Consider the following 21508-nt stretch of genomic DNA (forward strand, 5'->3'; position numbering starts at 1 on the left):
CGTCCATGGCTACCACCCCCGCCGACCCTTCGTCACTGACCGAAGAGGCACTGCAGTTCCTCACCGACCGCCATCTCGCGACGCTGACGACACTGCGACCGGATTCCACACCCCACGTCGTCGCCGTCGGGTTCACCTGGGATCCGGACGCCGGCATCGCTCGCATCATCACCAGCGGTCGATCCCAGAAAGCGATCAACGCAGCCCGTGGTGGATACGCGGCAGTGAGCCAGGTCGACGGGGCGCGCTGGCTGACGCTCGAAGGCCCCGCCGAGGTCCTGACCGAGCGTCCGGACGTCGCCGAGGCCGAGCGACGCTACGCCGAGCGGTACCGCGTCCCCCGTGAGAATCCGGAACGAGTCGTCATCCGAATCGCGGTCCAGCGCGTTCTGGGCTCCAAATCCTTGCTCGGGCGGTGACAGCTCGTTCCCGCGGGGACTAGTCGACGGGAAGAACCGTGAGGCCGTGCGGACGGAGGTTGACCGATTCGCAGCCGTCGGCGGTGACGACGACGATGTCCTCGATCCGGGCTCCCCACTCGCCCCGGAAGTAGATACCGGGTTCGACACTGAAGGCCATTCCTTCGGTCAGTTCGATGTCGTTGCCGGAGACGATGTACGGCTCCTCGTGCACCGAGAGTCCGATCCCGTGGCCCGTCCGGTGCAGGAACGCCTCTCCGAGCCCCTCGGCCGCCAGGATGTCGCGAGCCGCTGCGTCGATCGACTGCGCCGTCACTCCGGGCCGCACCGCGTCGACCGCGGCCTGCTGTGCGCGTTCGAGCACCGCGTACTGCGAGGCGATCTCCGGCGTCGGCTCACCGAGCACGTAGGTGCGCGTCGAATCCGAGTTGTAGCCCGGTGCGACGGGCCCACCGATGTCGATGACGACGACGTCACCTGCTTCGATGACCCGGTCGGACACCTCGTGGTGCGGGTCGGCGCCGTGAGGGCCGGACCCGACGATGATGAACTCGGCTCCGGTGTGGCCTTCGTCGACGATGGCCGCACCGATGTCCGCGGCGACGTCGGCCTCGGTGCGGCCCACCTTCAAGAACTCCCCCATCCGTGCATGTACGCGGTCGATGGCCTGACCGGCCCGACGAAGTGCGTCGATCTCCGCATCGTCCTTGATCATGCGCAGGCGCCGCAGCACGTCCGTTGCCAACACCGGTACCCGGCCGACGGCCGCGGCCAACGGAACGAAGTGCAGCGCGGGCATGGCGTCGTCGACGGCCGTTGCGGCGCCGGGGTGCAGCGCCTCGGCCACCAGATCGTAGGGGCTGACGCCGTCGACCCAGTCGGTGATCTGCAGTCCCAGCTCCGCCACCGCGGAGTCGGTCAAGGCCGCCAGCTCCAAGCGGGGTACGACGACCGTCGGCGTTTCACCGTCGGCAGGCACGACGAGGCAGATCAGTCGCTCGAAGGAACTGGCTCTCGAGCCGACGAGATACTGCAGGTCCGGTCCGGGCGTGATCAGCAGTGCCGCGAGCCCGGCCTCCCGCGCGTACTCCGCGGCGCGGGACAGGCGGGAGGCGTAGACCTCGGACGGAAAACGGGCAGCCGAATGTGTCGAATCGGAACTCATGACTCCAGGCTATCGGCGTTTGGCAAGATGTTGCCCATGACAGCCCCGGGAAAGTCGCCCTTGCTCCTTCTCGACGGAGCCAGCCTGTGGTTTCGCGCCTACTACGCTCTGCCCGAATCGATTACGGCTCCCGACGGAAGACCCGTCAACGCGGTCCGCGGCTTCATCGACATGGTGGCCGCACTGATGACGCGCACCGAGCCGTCGCGCATGGCTGTCTGCTTGGATCTGAACTGGCGACCGCAGTTCCGCGTCAACGCGGTCCCGTCGTACAAGGCACACCGAGTCGCCGAGGCAGTCGTCGGCAGCCCCGACAGCGAGGAAGTGCCCGAGACTCTGACACCCCAGGTCGACATGATCATGGACGTACTGGCCGCGGCCGGTGTCGCGACCGCGGGCGCCGAGGGACTCGAAGCCGACGACGTCCTGGGCACGCTCGCTGCCCGCGAACGCACCGACCCTGTCGTCGTCGTCAGTGGCGACCGAGATCTCCTCCAGGTCGCCGCCGACGAACCCAACGAGGTACGCGTGCTGTACGTGGGGCGCGGACTCGCGAAGGCCGAATTGTTCGGGCCCGTCGAGGTCGCCGAGAAGTACGGCGTCCCGCTGCACCGTGCGGGCGACGCCTATGCCGAACTCGCTCTGCTTCGGGGTGATGCGTCCGACGGGCTACCGGGCGTCAAGGGTGTGGGCGAGAAGACCGCGTCGACGCTCATGCTGCGGTTCGGCTCGATCGAGGCGCTCCGCGCGGCCGCGTCCGATCCGACATCCGATCTGGCACAGGGCATTCGAGCGAAGTTGGCCGCAGCGAGCGACTATCTCGACGCCGCGCTACCGGTGGTGCGCGTCGTCCGGGACGCCGACGTCGTGTTCTCGCGTTCCGACGTCATCCCCGCGGTTCCGGCCGACGAGGCACGGCTGGCGGAGTTGGCGTCCGAACTGGGTATCGGCAACGCCGTGAATCGACTGACCACTGCCATGTCGACTCACGGCGCTCGCTGACTCGATCGGAACGCGGTCAGCGCGGCCGCGACACCTCGTACGTGCCGTCGTCGTCGGTGAACGTCAACGTCACGGTTCGCGAGATCCCGTCGACGTTCAACGAGCAGTCGAACGAGTTGCCGCGCTTGACATCCTGGCCGTCCGGGCACGACACGTCGGTCACTCCCGACGATCCGTAGGTGCCGGTCACGATTTCCTCGACGCCGGACTCGGCCGCCGTCCGATCCAGGGTCTTGCCCCCGCCGAGCGTGGCGAACAGAACGCCGCCGATGACGGCAATGGCCAGGACCAGGCCGAGGATGACGAACAGCGGAGTTTTCGAGCTGCTTCCCTGCGACGGCTGCTTACCCGGATTCCACGGCTGCTGCCCCTGCGGATACTGCCCTTGACCCGGCTGACCCTGACCTGGCTGACCCTGGCCGTACGCCTGCTGCGGATACTGGCCGTACTGCCCGGGCTGCTGCCCGTACTGCTGTTGACCGGGTTGCTGTCCGGGATACTGGCCCTGCGGATAGCCACCCTGCGGGTACTGCCCCTGCGGATAGCCCTGTGGGTACTGACCCTGCGGGTACTGCCCCTGCTGGTACTGGCCCTGTGGGTACTGACCCTGTGGGTACTGACCCTGCGGGTACTGACCCTGCGGATAGTGGCCCTGAGGGTTCGGGTACTGGCCACCCTGGGGATTCTGAGCCTGCGGATTCTGAGCCTGCGGGTTCTCGGCCTGCGGAGTCTGGCCCTGCGGGTACTGGCCGTACGGCTGTTGCGAGTGCTGGCCCCACGCCTGCGCACCGGACTGCCCGGCGTCGGGTGCATCGCTCCCCGATTCACCCTGCGTACGGGACCACTGATCGTCAGGATTGCCAGGACCGTAAGGGCCGCTCATCTCGCCTCCACTGAGTTTCGATTTCTCGACCGATACCGTATCCCGCCGCGCCGACTCAGGCGGCATCGACGGCGACCACTCCACGACGCAGCGCCGAAATCGCCCGCGCTGCAGTCTTCGACAGCTCCGGATCGGGCGCTGCCAGGCGTACCTGATCCAGCAGATCGATGACCTGCCGACACCACCGGACGAAATCACCCCCTGACAGGGCTTTTCCGTGGTCACCGGCCGCGAGCAACGCGTCGACGAGCGAATTGTCGCTGGCCCAGCGGTACACGGCCTTGACGAATCCCATGTCGGGCTCACGCGTCGGCGGCAGCTTGTGGCGAACCTCGTCGGCATGCAGTTCTGTCCACACGCGGACCGTTTCGCCGAGTGCGAATCGAATAGGACCCGTCGGGCCGTGCGGGATCGGGTCGCCTTCCTGACGTGACTCGTAGACGACCGCGGACACCACCGCGGCGAGCTCGGCCGGCGACAACCCCCGCCACAACCCTTGCCGGAGGCATTCGGCGACGAGAAGATCCGATTCCGAGTAGATGCGGCCGAGGCGACTGCCGTTCTCGGTCACCGTCGGCGACTTGCCCGTGGTGATGTAATCGCGCTCGGCGAGCAAGGCCAGAATGCGATCGAAAGTTCGCGCGAGCGAGTTGGTCGTCGCGGACACCTTCTGACGCATCGTCTCGGTCTCTCGCGCAATTCGGTTGTAGCGCTCCCCGACTCGCCCGAGTTCGTCGCGATCGGGACGCGAGTGAACCGGATGCGACCGGATGCTGCGCCGCAGCGTCGCAAGCTCGCGATCGTCCGCCGCCGTCGATTTACGACGCCGCCTGTCCGACCCGGCCGTGATTCCCGTGGACCGGAGAGCCGCGGCCAAGTCACGACGGGTGCGAGCGGTGCGGTGATCGACGTGCCGTGGCAGGCGCATACGGCCGAGAGGGTCGGCAGGCGACGGGAAGTCCGCGGCCGAGAGTCGCCCGGCCCACTTGTCCTCGGTGAGGAAGAGCGGTCTCGGATCGCCGCGATCGTCGTCGGGTTCCAGTACGACGGCGAGGCCACTGCGACGGCCGCTCGGAATGGAGACGACGTCGCCGCGCTTCAATGCACGCAGTGACTCGACGGCCTTGTCGCGACGGTCCTGCCTCCCCTGGCGTTCGAGCGTCTTCTCACGCGCCTTGAGCCGTTCACGGAGGCTGGCGTACTCGAAGTACTCGCCCTCGGGTCCACCCAGCTTCGTACCGAGCTGAGCCAGCGTCGTCTCGTTCCGTTCGATGCCGCGCACGAGACCCACCACCGAACGGTCGGCCTGGAACTGGGCGAACGACCGCTCGAGAAGCGCGCGCGAATCCGGCGCCCCGAACTGCTCGACGAGGTTGATCGACATGTTGTAGCCGGGGCGAAACGAACTCCTGAGCGGGAACGTGCGCGTGGACGCGAGACCGGCGACCTCGGTCGGTTCGGTTCCCGGTTGCCACAGCACGACGGCGTGACCCTCGACGTCGATTCCGCGCCGACCGGCACGTCCCGTCAACTGCGTGTACTCGCCAGGCGTCAGCTCGGCGTGCGTCTCGCCGTTGTACTTGACGAGCTTCTCCAGCACCACGGTGCGCGCGGGCATGTTGATGCCGAGGGCGAGCGTTTCGGTCGCGAACACCGCGCGGACCAGCCCTTTGACGAACAGTTCTTCGACTGTGTGCCGGAACACCGGCAGCATTCCGGCATGGTGGGCGGCGAGTCCCCGCTCGAGCGCCTCACGCCACTCCCAGAACCCGAGCACCTCGAGATCCTGGCGTGGCAACTCCGACGTGTGCTTGTCGACGATGTAGCGGATTTCCTCGGCCTGTTCCGGGGTCGTCAGCGCCAACCTCGATCGCAGACACTGCGTCAGCGCGGCGTCGCATCCCGCACGGGAGAAGATGAACGTGATCGCCGGAAGCAGTCCCTCCTGATCGAGGCGCGCGATGACCTCGGGGCGCGGAAGCGGTCGGTTGTTGACGCTGCCGCTGTAACTGCCACCGCCACCGGAGCGCCCGCGGCCGCGACTGTGGGGGGCCTGCCAGCGATCGACGTGGTCGAGTGCCTGACGCTGCTTGACGTGTCGGACGAGTTCCTTGTCGACGACGACCTTCGATGCGCCGTCTGCATTGGCCCTGCTGTCGAACAAATCGAAGAGGCGACGACCGACCATGATGTGCTGGGACAGCGGAACCGGCCGGTTCTCGTCCACGACCACCGTCGTGTCTCCCCGGACCGTCTCCATCCACGCACCGAACTCCTCGGCGTTGCTGACCGTCGCGGACAAGCTGACCAGTCGAACGTCCTGCGACAGGTGCAGGATCACTTCCTCCCACACCGCGCCGCGGAAGCGGTCGGCGAGGTAGTGCACCTCGTCCATCACGACATGCGACAAGCCGCGAAGTGCGTCGGACGACGCGTACAGCATGTTCCGCAGCACCTCGGTGGTCATGACGACGACCGGCGCGTCCGGATTGATGCTCGAATCACCGGTGAGCAAGCCGACCGATTCGCGCCCGTAGCGGGCGGTCAGATCGGCGAACTTCTGGTTGCTGAGCGCCTTGATCGGCGTCGTGTAGAAGCACTTGCGACCTGCGGACAGCGCGAGATGAACCGCGAACTCGCCGATGACCGTCTTGCCCGCACCCGTCGGGGCACACACCAGCACGCCGTGACCGGCTTCCAGAGCGGTGCAGGCGTCGACCTGGAAACGGTCGAGAGGGAAATTCAGAGCGCCGGCGAATCTTTGCAATTCCGACGTGGAGACGGTCACTCGATCACGTCAGATCGTGTCGGTGAAATCCTGGTCGCGGCGAACGATCTGCTCGCGTGCTGCCGGTGGCGTGACGGAAACCGGAGACTCGATGGAACTCGCGGAGTCGATCGACGTTGCCTCGTCATCGGACACATCACCCCAATCGTCGTTTCTCTTCCGCAATTTACGCCTGTCGTTCAGACGCGCGATCTGGACCGCGATCTCGAACAACAGCGTCAACGCCAGCGCCAGTGCCAGCATGGAGAACGGGTCCTGGCCCGGAGTCGCGATGGCTGCGAACACGAACAGGGCGAAGATCAGTCCGCGGCGCCATGCCTTGAGTCGTTCGTACGTCAAGACGCCGACGAAGTTCAGCGCGACCACCAACAGCGGAATCTCGAAACTGACTCCGAAGATGATCAGCAAATTGATGAGAAAGCCGAAATACTGCTCACCGCTGAGCGCGGTGATCTGCACGTTGTCACCGATCGACAGCAGGAAGTGCAGTCCCTTGGCGACGATGAAGTACGCGAGCACCGCACCGGCGACGAACAGCGTCGCCGCCGACGTCACGAAACCGATGGCGTACTTGCGTTCCTGCGAGTACAGGCCGGGCGTCACGAACGCCCAAATTTGGTACAGCCAGACCGGGCACGCCATCACGACGCCCGCGGTGAACGCAACCTTGAATCGCAGCAGGAATTGATCGAACGGTCCCGTCGCGAGGAGCCTGCACTCGTCGTCGCCACTCAGATTCGCCCGCAAGCTCGGGTCCAACGAACAGTACGGCCCACGCAGTAGGTCACCGAGACTCTCGATGCCGACGATCGTGTGTGAATACCAGAAGAACCCGAACGCAGTCGTCACTGCCATTGCCAGCAGCGACCACATCAGTCGGGTCCGCAGTTCGTACAGGTGATCGACCAACGACATCGTGCCGTCGGGATTCAGGCGGCGCTTGCTTCGCCGTGGATCGAACGGGATTCGCATTCTCTGTCTTCGCTCAGCAGTGAACCGGGGTGCAGGCGTGCACCCCGGTTTGCCCCAGTGTGTGGGTTACGTCAGGCGGACTTGGAGTCCGGCTGAACGTGAGCGTGCGCGTCGACCGGACGGGTCGAATCGAGCTGTGCCGGAGCTGCGGTCGGTGCGGCCGGAGCGTCGGACTTGCCGTCGTTCTGCATCTCCTTGACTTCGCTCTTGAAGATGCGCAACGAACGTCCGAGTCCACGAGCTGCGTCGGGCAGCTTCTTCGAACCGAACAGAATGACGACAACGAGCGCAACGATCGCCCAGTGCCACGGGCTCATGGCTCCCATGTTTACCTCCCAAGATCAGATGGTGTCGAGCGTACCCGAGTTTTCGGCGGGAACGCCGCCGAGGACCGGTCGTTTCCTGTTCGTTCATCTGTATTGAGCCGAACGAAACAACAGGCTCCGAGTCACTCCAGGTCCGCGTACGCAGCCAGCGCCGACCGCGCGCGGTTCTCGACGCTGCGCTGCAGCTCAGGGGGCCCGAGAACGGTGACGCCTTCGCCGAAGCCCAACGTCAGACGCGTCATCCAGGCGAGGGTCGCGAAACGCATGGTCACCGTCAGCGAGCCGTCGGCGTCGGCGCCGACCTGCGTCATCGGGTAGTAATCCATCACCCACGCGTATCCGGGAGCGATACGCAGCCGCGCCTGAGGCAGCGTCGGGTCGTCGTTGAAGATGTCGAAACTGTCGTCCTGCGGCACACCCTCCGGGGGGCGCGACGGCTCGTCGAGTTCCACGGCGCGATCGATTCGGTCGAAACGGAACAGCCGCACACCTTCCGCACGACGGCACCACGCCTGCAGGTAACTGTGATCGTCGATCAAGACGGTGCGGATCGGGTCGACGACGCGTTCGGACACTGCGTCGCGGGACGCCGAGTAGTAGGTCAGATCGAGCGCGTGCTGGTTGCGCGACGCGGAGCGCACTGCCGCCGCCGCCTCGTTCTCGACTCCGGAAACGTCGTCGCCACCGTCCGAGGACGACGGCACGTTCGCCGCCGCGGTACCGGCGGCGTCCTCGATCTTCGCGATCGCACGCTGCGCTGCCGACGGATCCACCATTCCCGGCATGGCCGTCAACGTTCGAAGCGCCACGAGCAAGGCGGTCGCCTCCGTGGACGTCAACCGCAGCGGGCGATCGATTCCTGCCGAGAACGTCACCTCGATGCTCTCCTCGGAGAACGACAGATCGATGAGATCACCGGGTCCGTAGCCGGGCAGTCCGCACATCCACAGCTGATTGAGGTCGGCCATCAGAGTGCTCGTGGACACGCCGAGTTCGTCGGCCGCTTCGGCCGCGCTCATGCCCGGATTGGCGAGGAAGAACGGAACCATGTTGAGCAACCGAGCGAGCCGCACCGACAGACGCGCGCTCATCGTTGCATTCCGAACACTCCGGTGGTCATGTTCGCGGTCGACTCGACGCCGGCGTCACCGGCGACGGATCGGAGCGTGGTGAGCACGTCCTGACGCAGTTCGAGCGGTGCGAGCACCAGCGCATCGGCACCGTGTCCGGCGACCAACCGGGTCACCCATTCCCACGAGCGCACCGGAATCTGCAACACCGATCCCGTTCGACCGCCGACGGTGCGATGCTCGACGACGTCGCCCAGGCGTCTGATTTCGAGCGCACGGTCGTCGGCGACCCAGATGGTGGCCGTCCCACTCACCTCCGCGGTCCCCGCGACGCGCTCCACGATCGCCTGCAGATCGACGTCGTCCGGCTTTCCGACGCTTCCCGCCCTTCCGAACGTCGTCACGTCGTCTCCGATGCGCGACAGACGGAAGGTACGAACGTCGTCTCGATCGAGGTCGTGACCCACCAGATACCAGCGCCCGCGGAACGTGACGACGCCCCACGGCTCGACCGTTCGGGTGGTGAACGGATCCGACGTCGAACTCCGGTGATCGAACTTGACCGAACGGCCGGCGTCGATGGCCGCCAGCAGCGCGCCGAGCGCAGGTTCCGATCCCCGAGTACGCGCGGGCACAGCCGTCACGGACGCGGCCGACTCGTCCTGGTCCACCTGGATGCCCGCGGCGCGAAGCTTCAGCAGAGCGCTCTGCGCGGCGGAGGTGAGCTCGGGCGACTCCCACAGCTGAACGGCGACGGCGACGGCTGCTGCCTCCTCCCGACTCAGATCGATGTCGGGCAGTTCGTAGGCGTCGCGGTTGATGCGGTACCCCTCTACACCGTTGTTCCCGACGGACACGCCCGTCTCCAGAGGAACGCCCAGGTCGCGGAGTTCGTTCTTGTCGCGCTCGAACATCCGACCGAACGCCTCGTCGCTTGCCGAATCCCCGTATCCCGCGACGCTTTCCCTGATCCGCTCCGCCGTCACGAACTGACGCGTCGACAACAGACAGATGACCAAGTTCATCAATCGTTCGACTTTGCTGATCGCCACGTGAAGAAGCCTAATGGTCGTAGCGAAGACTGCTACATCGACGCGATCAACCGCTCGACACGCTCGTCGACGCTGCGGAACGGGTCCTTGCACAGAACGGTGCGTTGTGCCTGGTCGTTGAGCTTGAGATGCACCCAGTCCACGGTGAAGTCACGACCTGCCTCCTGCGCGGCAGTGATGAATTCGCCCCGCAGCTTCGCGCGCGTCGTCTGCGGCGGCACGTCGACGGCCTCGTCGATCTGATCGTCCTCGGTGACGCGCTTGGCGAGACCCTTGCGCTGCAGTACGTCGAAGACGCCTCGGCCCCGCTTGATGTCGTGGTAGGCCAGATCCAGCTGTGCGATCTTGGGATCGGACAGTTCGATGGAATACCGGTCCTGGTAGCGCTGGAACAACTTGCGCTTGATCACCCAGTCGATCTCGGTGTCCACCTTGGCGAAGTCCTGGGCTTCGACGGCGTCGAGGGTGCGGCCCCACAAGTCGACGACCTGCTCGACCTGGGTGTCGTGCTCTCGGGTCTTCAGATGTTCGACGGCGCGAGAGTGGTACTCGCGCTGTATCTCGAGGGCACTGGCCTGCCGTCCACCCGCCAGACGGACGGGCCTGCGACCCGTCAAGTCGTGACTGACTTCGCGGATCGCGCGAATCGGGTTGTCCAGAGCGAAGTCTCGGAACGCGACACCTGCTTCGATCATCTCGAGAACGAGCGCGGCGGTGCCGACCTTGAGCATCGTGGTGGGCTCGGCCATGTTCGAATCGCCGACGATGACGTGCAGGCGACGGTACTTTTCGGCGTCCGCGTGCGGCTCGTCGCGGGTGTTGATGATCGGGCGCGACCGAGTCGTCGCCGACGAGACGCCTTCCCAGATGTGCTCGGCGCGCTGCGACAGGCAGAACGTGGCGGCCTTGGGCGTCTGCAGCACCTTGCCCGCTCCGCAGATCAGCTGACGGGTGACCAGAAACGGCAGCAACACGTCCGAGATGCGCGAGAACTCACCGGCTCGCTGGACGAGGTAGTTTTCATGGCAGCCGTACGAATTGCCTGCCGAATCGGTGTTGTTCTTGAACAGGTAGATGTCGCCGCCGATGCCTTCCTCGGCGAGGCGCTGCTCGGCGTCGATGAGGAGGTCTTCGAGAACGCGCTCGCCCGCACGATCGTGCGTGACGAGTTGGAGGAGACTGTCGCACTCGGCGGTCGCGTATTCGGGATGCGAACCGACGTCGAGGTAGAGGCGCGCGCCGTTGCGGAGAAAGACGTTGGAGCTACGTCCCCACGACACGACCCGCCGGAAGAGGTAGCGGGCTACCTCGTCGGGGCTGAGTCGCCTGTGCCCGTGGAACGTACACGTCACACCGAATTCGGTCTCGATGCCCATAATTCGTCGCTGCACACTTCGACAGTACAACGCAGACGGCGCCGATGACGGCTCCCAACACACCGCATTCGGCGAGTGCCGGGCCTGCACACCTACGCTCGACGCATGAGAACCCGTTCCGCTTCGTTCGCACCCGGGTCGTTCCGCACGCTTCACTTCTGTTCCAGCCGAGTTCACGCGTGGGACGAGGCGATGTTCGACCGAACCGCGACACTGCGGGCGTCGGTTGCCGATCCTGCACTTCGTGCGCTGAGCACGGCAGCGAACCACAGCGTCCTGTGGGGAGTGTCCGCAGGCATCCTTGCGTTGCGTCCGGGTCGTACACGCCGCGGAGCCGTTCGAGGCGTGCTCGCCGTCGGCGCGGCGAGCGCCGTTGCGAACGGACTTCTCAAGCCGCTCTTTCCGCGGACGCGTCCCGGCACCGAACTGACGCCGCTCGTTCGTCGTCTTCTGTCGCCCCCGGTGTCGTCGTCGTTCCCGTCCGGCCACTCGGCGTCCGCCGCGGCGTTCGTCACCGGCGTCGCCCTCGAATCGCCTGCGGCGGGGGCCGTCCTCGCCCCGGTCGCCGCAGCAGTCTGCTACTCACGCGTGCACACCGGCGTTCATTGGCCGAGCGACGTCGTCGCCGGTGCCGCACTGGGCGCAACGCTCGCTCTTTCCACCCGCCGTTGGTGGGCGGTGCGTACCGAGGAACCTGCCGACGTACGGGGAGAATGCGATGCTCCCGCACTCCCCCGCGGCGGCGGGTTGTTGGTCTTGACGAATTCGGGGGCCGGCACCGACGACGACGGCATCACGAACGACATTCGTCGATACCTCCCCGATGCCGAACTGTTCGAGCCTGACCTCGATCTGGATTTCGGTGAGCAACTCGAACGGCGCATCGCGGCGGCCCAGCCGCGGGCGCTCGGGGTGTGCGGCGGCGACGGTTCGATCGTCGCAGTCGCCGATTCCGCTGTGCGGCACGGTCTTCCGCTGGCCGTGTTCCCCGGCGGAACATTGAACCACTTCGCGCGCGACGCGGGCATCGTCGACGTGAAAGCGACCGCGTCGGCCATCGAGAACGGACGTGCTGCCATGGTCGACGTCGCGACCGTGCGTGTGGACGACGCGCGTACGGTGTCGTTCGTCAACACCTCGACGTTCGGCGGCTACCCGGACTCGGTGCGCATCCGCGAGAAGCTGCAGGGGCGGATCGGGAAATGGCCTGCCGCAGCGGTGGCCATGGCGCGCGTCCTCGCCGCGGCCGAGCCGCTCGACGTCACGATCGACGGCCGGCGCAAGGCAGTGTGGATGCTGTTCGTCGGGAACGGTCGGTACTCACCGTCCGACCAGGTTCCGATGTCGCGGGACTCCATCGGCTCGGGAACCCTCGACGTGCGCTACCTGCCGTCGAAGCCGTTTCTGTCTCGCACGCGTCTGTTGTTGGCGGCCGCGACCGGCACGCTCGGGTCGTCGACGACGTACGTCTGCGAACGGGTTCGGTCCGTGACGGTGTCCGTCGTCGGACCGGAGGTGGCACTCGCGACCGACGGCGAGGTCACCGCGGACGGCCGTGTGTTCGAGTTCGCGAGCGGAACCGGCGTCGCACTCTACCGCGATCGGTAGGACGCGACGCCGGCCCGAATTGCCGATGGGTTACGCGGGAAGCAGATCTTCCAGCGCCGGGCCTGCGATCCTGCGGAACGCACGCCGCGGGCGTGCCTGATCGAGCACGGCGACCTCGAGCGAGCTGACCTCGAGAACCTTTTTCTCACCGTCGGCGGAACCGCCTGCTGTCGCCCCGGAACCTGCGCCTGCACCGTCGGACAACGCCGCGACGGCGATCTTCACCGCAGAGGCGAGGTCGAGCCCGGGACGGTAGGACTCGCGCAGTGCCGTCACGATCGGCTCGGTCGTGCCGCCCATGACGACGAAATCCTGCTCGTCGACGATCGACCCGTCGTAGGTGATGCGATAAAGCTGCGTCGACGGGGCCTCGTCGGAATGAGAGACCTCGGCGACGCAGATCTCGACCTCGTACGGCTTCAACTGCTCCGTGAAGATCGTGCCGAGTGCCTGCGCGTACGTCTTGGCGAGCGAGCGGCCGGTGACGTCACGCCGGTCGTACGTGTAGCCCTTGGTGTCCGCGTGCAGAATGCCTGCCTTGCGGAGGCTCTCGAACTCGTTGTACTTGCCGACCGCCGCGAAACCGAGACGGTCGTACAGCTCGCTGACCTTGTGCAGCGCGGTCGAACGGTTCTCCGCAACGAACAGAACGCCGTCGGCGAACGTGAGAACGATGACGCTTCGGCCCCGTGCGATGCCCTTGCGCGCGAGCTCCGAGCGATCGCGCATGATCTGCTCGGCCGACGCGTAGTACGGCATGGTCATGACGCGGTCCCCCCTTGCGATGCGTGTCGGGCTTCGGCCGCGCGCTGCGCGATGACAGCCTGCGCCGCGTCCGCGATTCGAGATTCCGCCACCGGAGCGGCACCGACGCTGGTGACCGCCACGGCCGTGGGGTAGATCCCCCGCGTGACGTCGGGACCACCGGTTGCCGAATCGTCGTCCGCGGCGTCGAACAATGCCTCGACGACGGCAGCGAGGGCTGCATCCTCGGTGGCACCGGGCGTGTACAGCTTCTTGAGCGCTGCCTTGGCGAACAGGGAGCCCGACCCGACTGCGTGATATCCCGACTGCTCCTCGTACCGTCCACCCACGATGTCGTACGAGACGATGCGGCCCGCCTTCTCCGGCTCGTTGACGTCGATGTCGAAACCGACGAGAAGCGGGACGGCAGCCAGACCTTGCATCGCGGCACCCAGGTTGCTGCGCACCATCGAGGACAGCTTGTTGGCCTTGCCGTTGAACGTGAGCGGAACGCCCTCGATCTTCTCGTAATGCTCCAGTTCGACCGCGAACAGGCGTACCAGTTCGATCGCGATACCTGCTGTGCCTGCGATGCCCGCCGCCGAGTACTCGTCGGTGACGAACACCTTCTGCATGTCCCGATTCGCGATCAGGTTTCCCTGCGTCGCGCGCCGGTCTCCCGCGATGAGGACGCCACCGGCGAAGGTCACGGCGACGATGGTCGTGCCGTGCGGCGCAACGTCCGACATACCGTGGCCGGCCGCCGTCATACGGCCCTCGGGGAGCAGATGTGGTGCATGGTCGCGCAGGTAATCGGTGAACGACGAGTGATGAGAGCCGAACGACGGCAACAGATCACGCGGGGCGTGTCCGGCTGTGCGATCCTCCGTCACTGGCCGCCCTTCTGAACGTAGGCGCGAACGAAATCTTCAGCGTTCTCCTCGAGCACGTCGTCGATCTCGTCGAGAAGGTCGTCGGTCTCCTCCGCCAGCTTCTCGCGACGTTCCTGACCACCACCGGCCTCGCCTGGGACCTCGTCGTCGCCGTCGCCACCGCCAGAGCGCCGTGTCTGCTCCGTAGCCATAGTCGCCGACCTCCTTACGTATTCGCATCGATGTGCTCGGACCTTCACCCTACCGATTCGATACGCGCCAGGGGTGGCAAGACACAACGTCCGACGACTTCGAATACCGGGGACGGCGGCGCAGCCGCAGATCAGGTGGTGAGTTGCTCGACGAGTTCGGCGGCCGTTTCCGCGGTCTCCAGAAGTTCGCCGACGTGCGCCTTGCTGCCGCGCAGCGGCTCGAGCGTCGGGATTCGGACGAGCGAGTCGCCGCCCAGGTCGAAGATCACCGAATCCCAACTGGCAGCGGCGATGTCGGCCCCGAACTTGCGCAGAACCTCTCCGCGGAAATAGGCGCGCGTGTCCGCGGGCGGCGTCGACACGGCGTCGAGAACCTGCTGTTCGGTGACGAGCCGCTCCATCGAGCCGCGCGCCACGAGGCGGTTGTACAGGCCCTTGTCCAGGCGGACGTCGGAGTACTGCAGGTCGACGAGGTGCAGCCGGGGCGCCGACCAGCCGAGCCCTTCGCGCTGACGGAATCCCTCGAGCAACCGCAGCTTCGCAGGCCAGTCCAGCAGGTTCGCACACTCCATGGGATCGCGTTCGAGCAGATCGAGCACCATGGCCCACTTGTCCAGGATGTCGGCGACGCGGGGGTCGTCGTTGCCCTCACTGGCCACGAACTTCGCGACGCGCTGGTGGTAGATGCGCTGCAAGGCCAGACCCGTCAGTTCCCGCCCGTCGGCGAGTGCAACAGCCTGCCGCAGCGTCGGGTCGTGGCTGATCTGATGGACGGCCGTGACCGGACGAGCCAGCTGCAGGTCCGACAGGTCGACGCCCGCCTCGATGATGTCGAGGACGAGAGCCGTCGTGCCCACCTTGAGGTACGTCGCCATCTCGGCGAGGTTCGCGTCGCCGATGATGCAGTGCAGCCGGCGGTACTTGTCCGCGTCGGCGTGCGGCTCGTCGCGCGTGTTGATGATGCCGCGCTTCAGCGTGGTCTCGAGCCCCACCTCGACCTCGATGTAGTCTGCGCGCTGCGACAGCTGGAAACCGGCCTCGTCGCCCGACTGCCCGAGACCGACCCGTCCGGATCCCGTGATGACCTGGCGGGATGCGAAGAACGGTGACAGTCCGGCGATCACCGCGGAGAACGGCGTCTCTCGCGACATCAGGTAGTTCTCGTGCGTGCCGTACGACGCGCCCTTGCCGTCGACGTTGTTCTTGTAGAGCTGCAGACGCGGCGCTCCGGGAACACTCGACGCGTGGCGAGCGGCCGCCTCCATGACGCGTTCGCCCGCCTTGTCCCAGATGACGGCGTCGAGCGGGTCGCTCACCTCCGGTGCCGAATACTCGGGGTGGGCGTGGTCGACGTACAACCGTGCGCCGTTGGTCAGGATCATGTTGGCGGCGCCGACCTCGTCGGCGTCGATGACCGGGGCCGGCCCGCTGAAGCGACCCAGATCGAATCCGCGTGCGTCGCGCAAGGGTGACTCGACCTCGTAATCCCACCTGGTTCGCTTCGCACGCGGCACTCCGGCCGCCGCGGCGTACGCCAGCACGGCCTGGGTGGATGTCAGGATCGGGTTCGCCGTCGGTTCGCTCGGTGACGAAATTCCGTACTCGACCTCGATACCGATGATGCGCTGCATAATCTACGAGCCTAGGTGATGAACGCGACCGGCATCGAACCCAGGACCGTCGAACGGCCGAAAGCGTCGGGGCCGTTCGCACGATGTACGAACGGCCCCGACGAAGACCTCGGTTGCCTCACACGGCCCTTACAGGTACTGCCCCGTGTTGGACTCGGTGTCGATCGCGCGCGACGCACTCGCGTTCTTGCCGGTGACCAACGTGCGGATGTAGACGATGCGTTCGCCCTTCTTGCCGGAGATACGCGCCCAGTCGTCCGGGTTGGTGGTGTTCGGCAGGTCCTCGTTCTCGGCGAACTCGTCGACGATCGAGTCGAACAGGTGCTGCACCCGCAGACCCGGATTGCCCGATTCGAGAACCGACTTGATCGCGTACTTCTTCGACCTGTCGACGATGTTCTGGATCATCGCGCCCGAATTGAAGTCCTTGAAGTACAGAACTTCCTTGTCCCCGTTGGCGTACGTGACCTCGAGGAACCGGTTGTCGTCGCTCTCGGCGTACATACGGTCGACGACCCGCTCGATCATCGCGCGTACGCACGACGGCCGATCTCCGCCGAACTCGGCGAGGTCGTCGGCGTTGACCGGCAGCGAATCGGTCAGGTACTTCGAGAAGATGTCCTGTGCCGACTCCGCGTCGGGACGCTCGATCTTGATCTTCACGTCGAGACGGCCGGGGCGAAGGATGGCCGGATCGATCATGTCCTCGCGGTTGGACGCGCCGATGACGATGACGTTCTCGAGACCTTCCACGCCGTCGATCTCGGCGAGAAGCTGTGGCACGACCGTGGTTTCGACGTCGGAGGACACACCCGATCCGCGCGTGCGGAAGATGGAATCCATCTCGTCGAAGAACACGATGACCGGCGTTCCCTCGGACGCCTTCTCGCGCGCACGCTGAAAGATCATCCTGATGTGACGCTCGGTTTCACCGACGAACTTGTTGAGCAACTCGGGGCCCTTGATGTTCAGGAAGTACGACTTGGCTTCCTTGGCATCCTGGCCGCGCGCCTCGGCGATCTTCTTCGCAAGCGAGTTGGCGACGGCCTTGGCGATCAGCGTTTTACCGCATCCCGGCGGGCCGTACAGCAGCACACCCTTCGGAGGCCGAAGCGAGTACTCGTGGAACAGATCCTTGTGCAGGAACGGCAATTCCACCGCGTCACGAATCTGCTCGATCTGCCTTCCGAGGCCACCGATGTCCTCGTAGCCGACGTCGGGCACTTCCTCGAGCACGAGGTCCTCGACCTCCGCCTTGGGAACGCGTTCGAATGCGTAGCCCGCCTTCGTGTCCACGAGCAATGAATCGCCGGGCCGAAGCCTGCGCGACGGCTCGCCTGGATCGTCGGGGCCCTCGTCGTTGGCCATGTCGAACAACGGCTTGGCCAACCACACCACACGTTCTTCGTCCGCGTGACCGACCACCAACGCCCGCGAGCCGTCACCCAAGAGCTCGCGAAGCGTACTGATTTCACCGACCTGCTCGAACGAACCTGCCTCGACGATGGTCAGCGCTTCGTTCAGCCGGACGGTCTGCCCCGATGCGAGCGTGTCGGTCTCGATGTTCGGCGAACACGTCAACCGCATCTTGCGCCCGGACGTGAACACGTCGACGGTGTCGTCCTCGTGGACGGTCAACAGAATTCCGTAGCCGCTCGGCGGTTGTCCCAGGCGGTCGACCTCTTCGCGCAGCGCGATGAGTTGCTGGCGTGCCTCCTTGAGGGTGTCCATCAACTTCGAATTGCGCAAAGAAAGCGAGTCGACGCGCACCTCGAGTTCGCGTACGTGTTCAGGCGATTCGCCCAGTTGACCCAGCTGTCGACGCAGCGACGCAGCTTCGGCGCGCACGTTGTCGAGTTCCGCTCTGGCCGCGGCCGAATCCGGATTGTCTGTCGAGCTCATGAGCGACTCCTCCCAGTCCGATCAGTCAACGCTACCGGCACGGCGGCAAAAGTGCGTGTGGACACGATCCAGTGGTCTCGTATGCCCCGGTTCGAGCCATCCGAACCCTGAGTCGCGTCATGTTAGCCTCGCCTGACCACCTGCGATTTCTGCATCTCGAGGGAGAGACTTCACCAGTGAAAATGTTCAAGGTCACAGCAGCGGTCGTGTCCGTCTCGGGGGCACTCCTGATCGCCGGGTGCAGCTCCGGCGACGACACCGATCATGCGGATCACACGACGACTGCCGCGGTCACCTCCGGAACCGATCAGTCCTCGGCCGAGAACGTCGCAGCTCCGACCGTCGACGAGTTGACCGCGTCGCTGAACCTGCTCGTCGACCCGCAGGTCGACGCGACGACCAAGGCCGCGACCGTGGAAAACGGTCAGGCTCGGCTGGCGAACCTCGAGCAGATGACGGCCGCCCTCGCGAACTACGGGGACATCACCTTCCAGGTCGACGAGCCGACGGTCGAGGGCGAGACGGCGACCGCGCCGGTCACGATCGCGACCGCACGAGGCACGACCGCTCCGACGCCGAACACGTGGGTACTGATCGACGGCAAGTGGAAGGTGTCCGACGCGAGCGCATGCCAGATCCTCGCCATGGGACAGGCGCCCTGCGTCTAGAACCCGGAGTCCATCTGCCGGTGCGCGTGATCGACACTTGCTGTTCTCAGCCCTTGCCGGAGCGACGCTGCGGCTTGGGCGTCACCGTCCCCGCCGCGAGCTTTCGCGCGCTGACGAGGAAGGCCGTGTGCCCCTGCATCCGATGTTCGGGGCGCACGGCGAGGCCTACGACGTGCCATCCGCGCACGATCGATTCCCACGAGCGCGGCTCGGTCCAGCATTCCTGCTCGCGCAGGGCTTCCACGACGCGGGACAGCTGCGTGACGGTCGCGACGTAGACGATGAGCACGCCGCCCGGGACCAACACGTCGGCGACGGTGGGCAGCGCGTCCCACGGAGCCAGCATGTCGAGAACGACGCGGTCGACGGTCTCCCCCGGCCGGTCGTCGGCGAATCGGCTGATGTCCGCGACGGTGAGTTCCCAGTTGTCGGGCCGCTCGCCGAAGAACGTCTCGACGTTCTTGACCGCGTAGTCGGCGTGGTCCTGGCGGATCTCGTAGGAGATGACGGTGCCGCTCGGTCCGACGGCGCGAAGCAGCGAGCACGTGAGCGCACCCGACCCTGCACCGGCTTCCAGCACGCGAGCCCCGGGGAACACATCCCCTTCGTGCACGATCTGCGCCGCGTCCTTCGGGTAGATCACCTGCGCGCCGCGCGGCATCGAGAGAACGTAGTCGGTCAGCAGCGGACGAAGAGCGAGGTACGGCGTGCCGTTCACCGACGTGACGACGCTGCCCTCGTCGGCGCCGATCAGCGCGTCGTGTGTGATGCCGCCGCGGTGGGTGTGGAATTCCTTGCCCGCGTCGAGAACGACGGTGTAGTGACGTCCCTTGCCGTCCGTCAGCTGAACGCGGTCACCGACACGGAACGGGCCGCTGCGGGCCGGACCGGTGTGGTGCGCGAGACTCTCGTCGTGGGACTGGGTCTCGTCGTGTGACTGGGTCTCGAGGTGGGACTGGGTCTCGTCCGAAGACATGCTCTCGTCCGAAGACACAGCAGTTCTCTCTTTCGTCGGTGCTCGCGGAGGTCGTGTCGCCTCGGAAGTGGACGACGACTCGACCGACCAGATTACGTGCCTCCACGATCGTGTCGGACGACGGGCTTAGTCTGCGTGGTGTGAGTATTACCGATTCGCTGCCGATGGAGCTCTCCGTCGGATCGACTGCCCCGGACGCGTCGGACCCTTCTCGACGTAGCAGGCCCGCACTGTCCCCCTCCCGCGCCAACGACTTCAAACAGTGCCCGCTGCTGTACCGCTTCCGTGCGGTCGATCGCATCCCGGAGAAGTCGACCACCGCACAGGTCAAGGGAACCGTCGTTCACGCAGCACTGGAAGCGCTGTACGGAATGCCCAGTGCGACACGAGATTCGGCGACGGCAGTCGAGCTCGTCGACCCAGCGTGGGAACGCGTCGTCGCCGAGTCTCCGGACATTGCGGATCTGCTCACTCCTGCCGAACGTGCCACGTTGCTCGACCAAGCACGAGCACTCGTCAGCGGCTACTACGAGATGGAAGATCCCACTCGGTTCGAACCCGAGTCGTGCGAACAGCGCGTCGAGATCGAGCTCGCCGACGGCACTCCCCTGCGCGGTTTCATTGACCGGATCGACGTCGCGCCCAACGGCATGGTTCGCGTCGTCGACTACAAGACGGGCCGTGCGCCCAGCGGTTTCACCGAGGCCAAGGCGCTGTTCCAGATGAAGTTCTACGCGCTCGTGATCATGCGGATGCGCGGCATCGTTCCCGCGCAGCTCAAGCTGATGTATCTCGCGGACAAGAAGTCGTTGACGTACACCCCCGACGAGGGCGAGTTGCTGCGCTTCGAGCGCATGCTGTCCGCGATCTGGAAGGCGATCGTGACGGCGGGCGAGACCGGCGACTTCCAACCCCGTCGCGGAACGCTGTGCAAGTGGTGCGATCACCAGCCGCTGTGCCCGGAGTTCGGCGGAACTCCGCCTGTGTACCCCGGTTGGCCTACCGGAGGCGACCGATGACACCGAGTCCAGCGACAGCCGACGCGTTCTACGTTCCGCTCGGCCCGAACGAGCGCGGCCACGAGGTGTTCCGCACCACCGAACGAACCGTCAGCCTGTGGGCACCCACGATGCAGCACGGCGCGCCCCCGTCTGCTCTGCTGGTCCGAGCGCTGGGGCGCGTCGCCCCGCGTCCCGACATGCAGCTCACGAGGGTCGTCGTCGAGTTACTCGGCCCGGTTCCCATCGCAGACATCGAAGTTCGCGCGTGGACGGAACGCCCCGGGTCGTCCATCGAACTCGTCGTCGCCGAGCTGTGGGCGCGTACGAGTTCCGGTGTCGACCGAGCCGTCGCCAGAGGAACGGCGTGGCGCATGGCCACCGCGGACACATCCGCCGTCTCGTCCGCCGCAGACACGCCGCTGAAACCGTTGTCCGACGCCGTTGTTCACACCTGGGGCGGCACCTGGAAGTCCGGTTACCTCGACAACGTCGAGATGCGCGCGCTCACCGAGTTCGGCGTCGACGGGCCCGGTCAGGTGTGGGCGCGTCCGAAACCCGCTCTCGTGGAGGGCGAATCGATGACTCCGATGGAGCGCTTGTTCTCGATCGCGGACATCGCCAACGGGATCGGTGCCAAGATCGATATCGACCGATGGACGTTCCTCAACACCGATCTGACCGTGCACGTGTTTCGCGAACCGGTCGGCGACTGGGTGGGCGTGTCCGCCGAAACATCCACCGGCCCCGACGGATTCGCGATGTCCGCAGGCGTACTCCACGACGAACGCGGACCCGTCGGACGGATCGCTCAGACGGTGCTGGTACGACCTCGGTGAGGTGT

The 21508-nt window shown here is 65.9% G+C and carries 20 protein-coding genes; 6 read left to right on the forward strand and 14 right to left on the reverse strand.

The genetic code is table 11. From position 1 onward, the window contains the following. Positions 1 to 5: 5 nt before the first annotated feature. Complete coding sequence (locus A3K89_RS08365) at positions 6 to 419, forward strand: pyridoxamine 5'-phosphate oxidase family protein (RefSeq protein ID WP_068424117.1); 414 nt, start codon at positions 6 to 8, stop codon at positions 417 to 419. Positions 420 to 438: 19 nt separating this feature from the next. Here the strand turns inward: A3K89_RS08365 and A3K89_RS08370 are convergent, their stop codons facing one another. Next, complete coding sequence (locus A3K89_RS08370; RefSeq protein ID WP_068424119.1) at positions 439 to 1584, reverse strand: M24 family metallopeptidase; 1146 nt, start codon at positions 1582 to 1584, stop codon at positions 439 to 441. Between the two features lie 27 nt (positions 1585 to 1611). Between A3K89_RS08370 and A3K89_RS08375 the strand changes: the two genes are divergently transcribed. After that, complete coding sequence (locus A3K89_RS08375; RefSeq protein ID WP_068424121.1) at positions 1612 to 2586, forward strand: 5'-3' exonuclease; 975 nt, start codon at positions 1612 to 1614, stop codon at positions 2584 to 2586. A gap of 16 nt (positions 2587 to 2602) precedes the next feature. Here the strand turns inward: A3K89_RS08375 and A3K89_RS08380 are convergent, their stop codons facing one another. The 7 genes from A3K89_RS08380 to pafA form a co-directional block, all read right to left on the reverse strand. After that, a complete protein-coding gene (locus A3K89_RS08380; RefSeq protein ID WP_068425864.1) occupies positions 2603 to 3469 on the reverse strand; it encodes a DUF4333 domain-containing protein in 867 nt (288 codons plus the stop codon). Between the two features lie 55 nt (positions 3470 to 3524). Next, positions 3525 to 6257 carry a DEAD/DEAH box helicase gene (locus A3K89_RS08385; protein WP_068424123.1) on the reverse strand — a complete coding sequence of 911 codons (2733 nt, stop codon included), beginning with the start codon at positions 6255 to 6257 and terminating at the stop codon, positions 3525 to 3527. Between the two features lie 9 nt (positions 6258 to 6266). Next, positions 6267 to 7229: a twin-arginine translocase subunit TatC gene (tatC, locus tag A3K89_RS08390; RefSeq protein WP_068424125.1), complete on the reverse strand. Its 963-nt coding sequence runs from the start codon at positions 7227 to 7229 to the stop codon at positions 6267 to 6269. Positions 7230 to 7300: 71 nt separating this feature from the next. Continuing rightward, positions 7301 to 7555: a Sec-independent protein translocase subunit TatA gene (gene tatA / locus A3K89_RS08395; RefSeq protein WP_068424127.1), complete on the reverse strand. Its 255-nt coding sequence runs from the start codon at positions 7553 to 7555 to the stop codon at positions 7301 to 7303. 122 nt (positions 7556 to 7677) lie between these two features. Continuing rightward, positions 7678 to 8646: a helix-turn-helix transcriptional regulator gene (locus A3K89_RS08400; RefSeq protein ID WP_068424129.1), complete on the reverse strand. Its 969-nt coding sequence runs from the start codon at positions 8644 to 8646 to the stop codon at positions 7678 to 7680. After that, positions 8643 to 9677: a helix-turn-helix transcriptional regulator gene (locus tag A3K89_RS08405; RefSeq protein WP_084423673.1), complete on the reverse strand. Its 1035-nt coding sequence runs from the start codon at positions 9675 to 9677 to the stop codon at positions 8643 to 8645. Before A3K89_RS08405 ends, A3K89_RS08400 begins: the two co-directional genes overlap by 4 nt. A gap of 32 nt (positions 9678 to 9709) precedes the next feature. Then, entirely contained in the window at positions 9710 to 11068 is a 1359-nt protein-coding gene (gene pafA / locus A3K89_RS08410) for a Pup--protein ligase (RefSeq protein ID WP_174551392.1), read from the reverse strand. A gap of 177 nt (positions 11069 to 11245) precedes the next feature. Between pafA and A3K89_RS08415 the strand changes: the two genes are divergently transcribed. After that, entirely contained in the window at positions 11246 to 12661 is a 1416-nt protein-coding gene (locus tag A3K89_RS08415; protein ID WP_254303505.1) for a bifunctional phosphatase PAP2/diacylglycerol kinase family protein, read from the forward strand. Positions 12662 to 12691: 30 nt separating this feature from the next. On the opposite strand, the gene prcA is transcribed toward A3K89_RS08415, so the two are convergent. From prcA to arc, 5 genes are all read right to left on the reverse strand, one after another. Beyond that, a complete protein-coding gene (gene prcA, locus A3K89_RS08420; RefSeq protein ID WP_068424133.1) occupies positions 12692 to 13426 on the reverse strand; it encodes a proteasome subunit alpha in 735 nt (244 codons plus the stop codon). Further along, positions 13423 to 14298: a proteasome subunit beta gene (gene prcB / locus A3K89_RS08425; RefSeq protein WP_068424135.1), complete on the reverse strand. Its 876-nt coding sequence runs from the start codon at positions 14296 to 14298 to the stop codon at positions 13423 to 13425. Before prcB ends, prcA begins: the two co-directional genes overlap by 4 nt. Beyond that, positions 14295 to 14489 carry a ubiquitin-like protein Pup gene (locus A3K89_RS08430; protein ID WP_068424137.1) on the reverse strand — a complete coding sequence of 65 codons (195 nt, stop codon included), beginning with the start codon at positions 14487 to 14489 and terminating at the stop codon, positions 14295 to 14297. Before A3K89_RS08430 ends, prcB begins: the two co-directional genes overlap by 4 nt. 131 nt (positions 14490 to 14620) lie before the next feature. Continuing rightward, on the reverse strand, positions 14621 to 16120 hold the full coding sequence (gene dop / locus A3K89_RS08435; protein ID WP_068424139.1) for a depupylase/deamidase Dop: 1500 nt from the start codon (positions 16118 to 16120) through the stop codon (positions 14621 to 14623). A gap of 129 nt (positions 16121 to 16249) precedes the next feature. Further along, positions 16250 to 18022, reverse strand: coding sequence for a proteasome ATPase (gene arc, locus A3K89_RS08440; RefSeq protein WP_068424141.1), 1773 nt, complete (start codon positions 18020 to 18022; stop codon positions 16250 to 16252). Positions 18023 to 18204: 182 nt separating this feature from the next. On the opposite strand from arc, the gene A3K89_RS08445 reads away from it, so the two are divergent. Then, positions 18205 to 18690, forward strand: coding sequence for a hypothetical protein (locus tag A3K89_RS08445; RefSeq protein ID WP_068424143.1), 486 nt, complete (start codon positions 18205 to 18207; stop codon positions 18688 to 18690). Positions 18691 to 18736: 46 nt separating this feature from the next. On the opposite strand, the gene A3K89_RS08450 is transcribed toward A3K89_RS08445, so the two are convergent. Continuing rightward, positions 18737 to 19666: a tRNA (adenine-N1)-methyltransferase gene (locus A3K89_RS08450; RefSeq protein WP_068424145.1), complete on the reverse strand. Its 930-nt coding sequence runs from the start codon at positions 19664 to 19666 to the stop codon at positions 18737 to 18739. A gap of 140 nt (positions 19667 to 19806) precedes the next feature. On the opposite strand from A3K89_RS08450, the gene A3K89_RS08455 reads away from it, so the two are divergent. Further along, complete coding sequence (locus A3K89_RS08455; protein ID WP_217266255.1) at positions 19807 to 20685, forward strand: RecB family exonuclease; 879 nt, start codon at positions 19807 to 19809, stop codon at positions 20683 to 20685. Further along, the gene (locus A3K89_RS08460; protein WP_068424149.1) at positions 20682 to 21503 is read left to right on the forward strand and encodes a thioesterase family protein; all 822 of its coding nucleotides are present in this window, start codon (positions 20682 to 20684) and stop codon (positions 21501 to 21503) included. The genes A3K89_RS08455 and A3K89_RS08460 overlap by 4 nt, the downstream gene beginning before the upstream one ends. The last annotated feature ends 5 nt before the right edge of the window (positions 21504 to 21508 follow it).

Origin of the sequence: Rhodococcoides kyotonense (assembly GCF_001645385.1) — a bacterium.
In the GTDB taxonomy this organism is placed as follows: Bacteria; Actinomycetota; Actinomycetes; order Mycobacteriales; family Mycobacteriaceae; genus Rhodococcoides; species Rhodococcoides kyotonensis_B.

Excerpts from the sequence above, each read along its gene's own strand:
- A3K89_RS08365 (WP_068424117.1), top strand. The coding sequence starts at position 6 with ATGGCTACCACCCCCGCCGACCCTTCGTCACTGACCGAAGAGGCACTG.
- A3K89_RS08370 (WP_068424119.1), bottom strand. The coding sequence starts at position 1,584 with ATGAGTTCCGATTCGACACATTCGGCTGCCCGTTTTCCGTCCGAGGTC.
- A3K89_RS08375 (WP_068424121.1), top strand. The coding sequence starts at position 1,612 with ATGTTGCCCATGACAGCCCCGGGAAAGTCGCCCTTGCTCCTTCTCGAC.
- A3K89_RS08380 (WP_068425864.1), bottom strand. The coding sequence starts at position 3,469 with ATGAGCGGCCCTTACGGTCCTGGCAATCCTGACGATCAGTGGTCCCGT.
- tatC (WP_068424125.1), bottom strand. The coding sequence starts at position 7,229 with ATGCGAATCCCGTTCGATCCACGGCGAAGCAAGCGCCGCCTGAATCCC.
- tatA (WP_068424127.1), bottom strand. The coding sequence starts at position 7,555 with ATGGGAGCCATGAGCCCGTGGCACTGGGCGATCGTTGCGCTCGTTGTC.
- A3K89_RS08400 (WP_068424129.1), bottom strand. The coding sequence starts at position 8,646 with ATGAGCGCGCGTCTGTCGGTGCGGCTCGCTCGGTTGCTCAACATGGTT.
- A3K89_RS08415 (WP_254303505.1), top strand. The coding sequence starts at position 11,246 with ATGTTCGACCGAACCGCGACACTGCGGGCGTCGGTTGCCGATCCTGCA.
- prcA (WP_068424133.1), bottom strand. The coding sequence starts at position 13,426 with ATGACCATGCCGTACTACGCGTCGGCCGAGCAGATCATGCGCGATCGC.
- A3K89_RS08430 (WP_068424137.1), bottom strand. The coding sequence starts at position 14,489 with ATGGCTACGGAGCAGACACGGCGCTCTGGCGGTGGCGACGGCGACGAC.
- dop (WP_068424139.1), bottom strand. The coding sequence starts at position 16,120 with ATGCAGCGCATCATCGGTATCGAGGTCGAGTACGGAATTTCGTCACCG.
- arc (WP_068424141.1), bottom strand. The coding sequence starts at position 18,022 with ATGAGCTCGACAGACAATCCGGATTCGGCCGCGGCCAGAGCGGAACTC.
- A3K89_RS08445 (WP_068424143.1), top strand. The coding sequence starts at position 18,205 with ATGTTCAAGGTCACAGCAGCGGTCGTGTCCGTCTCGGGGGCACTCCTG.
- A3K89_RS08450 (WP_068424145.1), bottom strand. The coding sequence starts at position 19,666 with ATGTCTTCGGACGAGACCCAGTCCCACCTCGAGACCCAGTCACACGAC.
- A3K89_RS08460 (WP_068424149.1), top strand. The coding sequence starts at position 20,682 with ATGACACCGAGTCCAGCGACAGCCGACGCGTTCTACGTTCCGCTCGGC.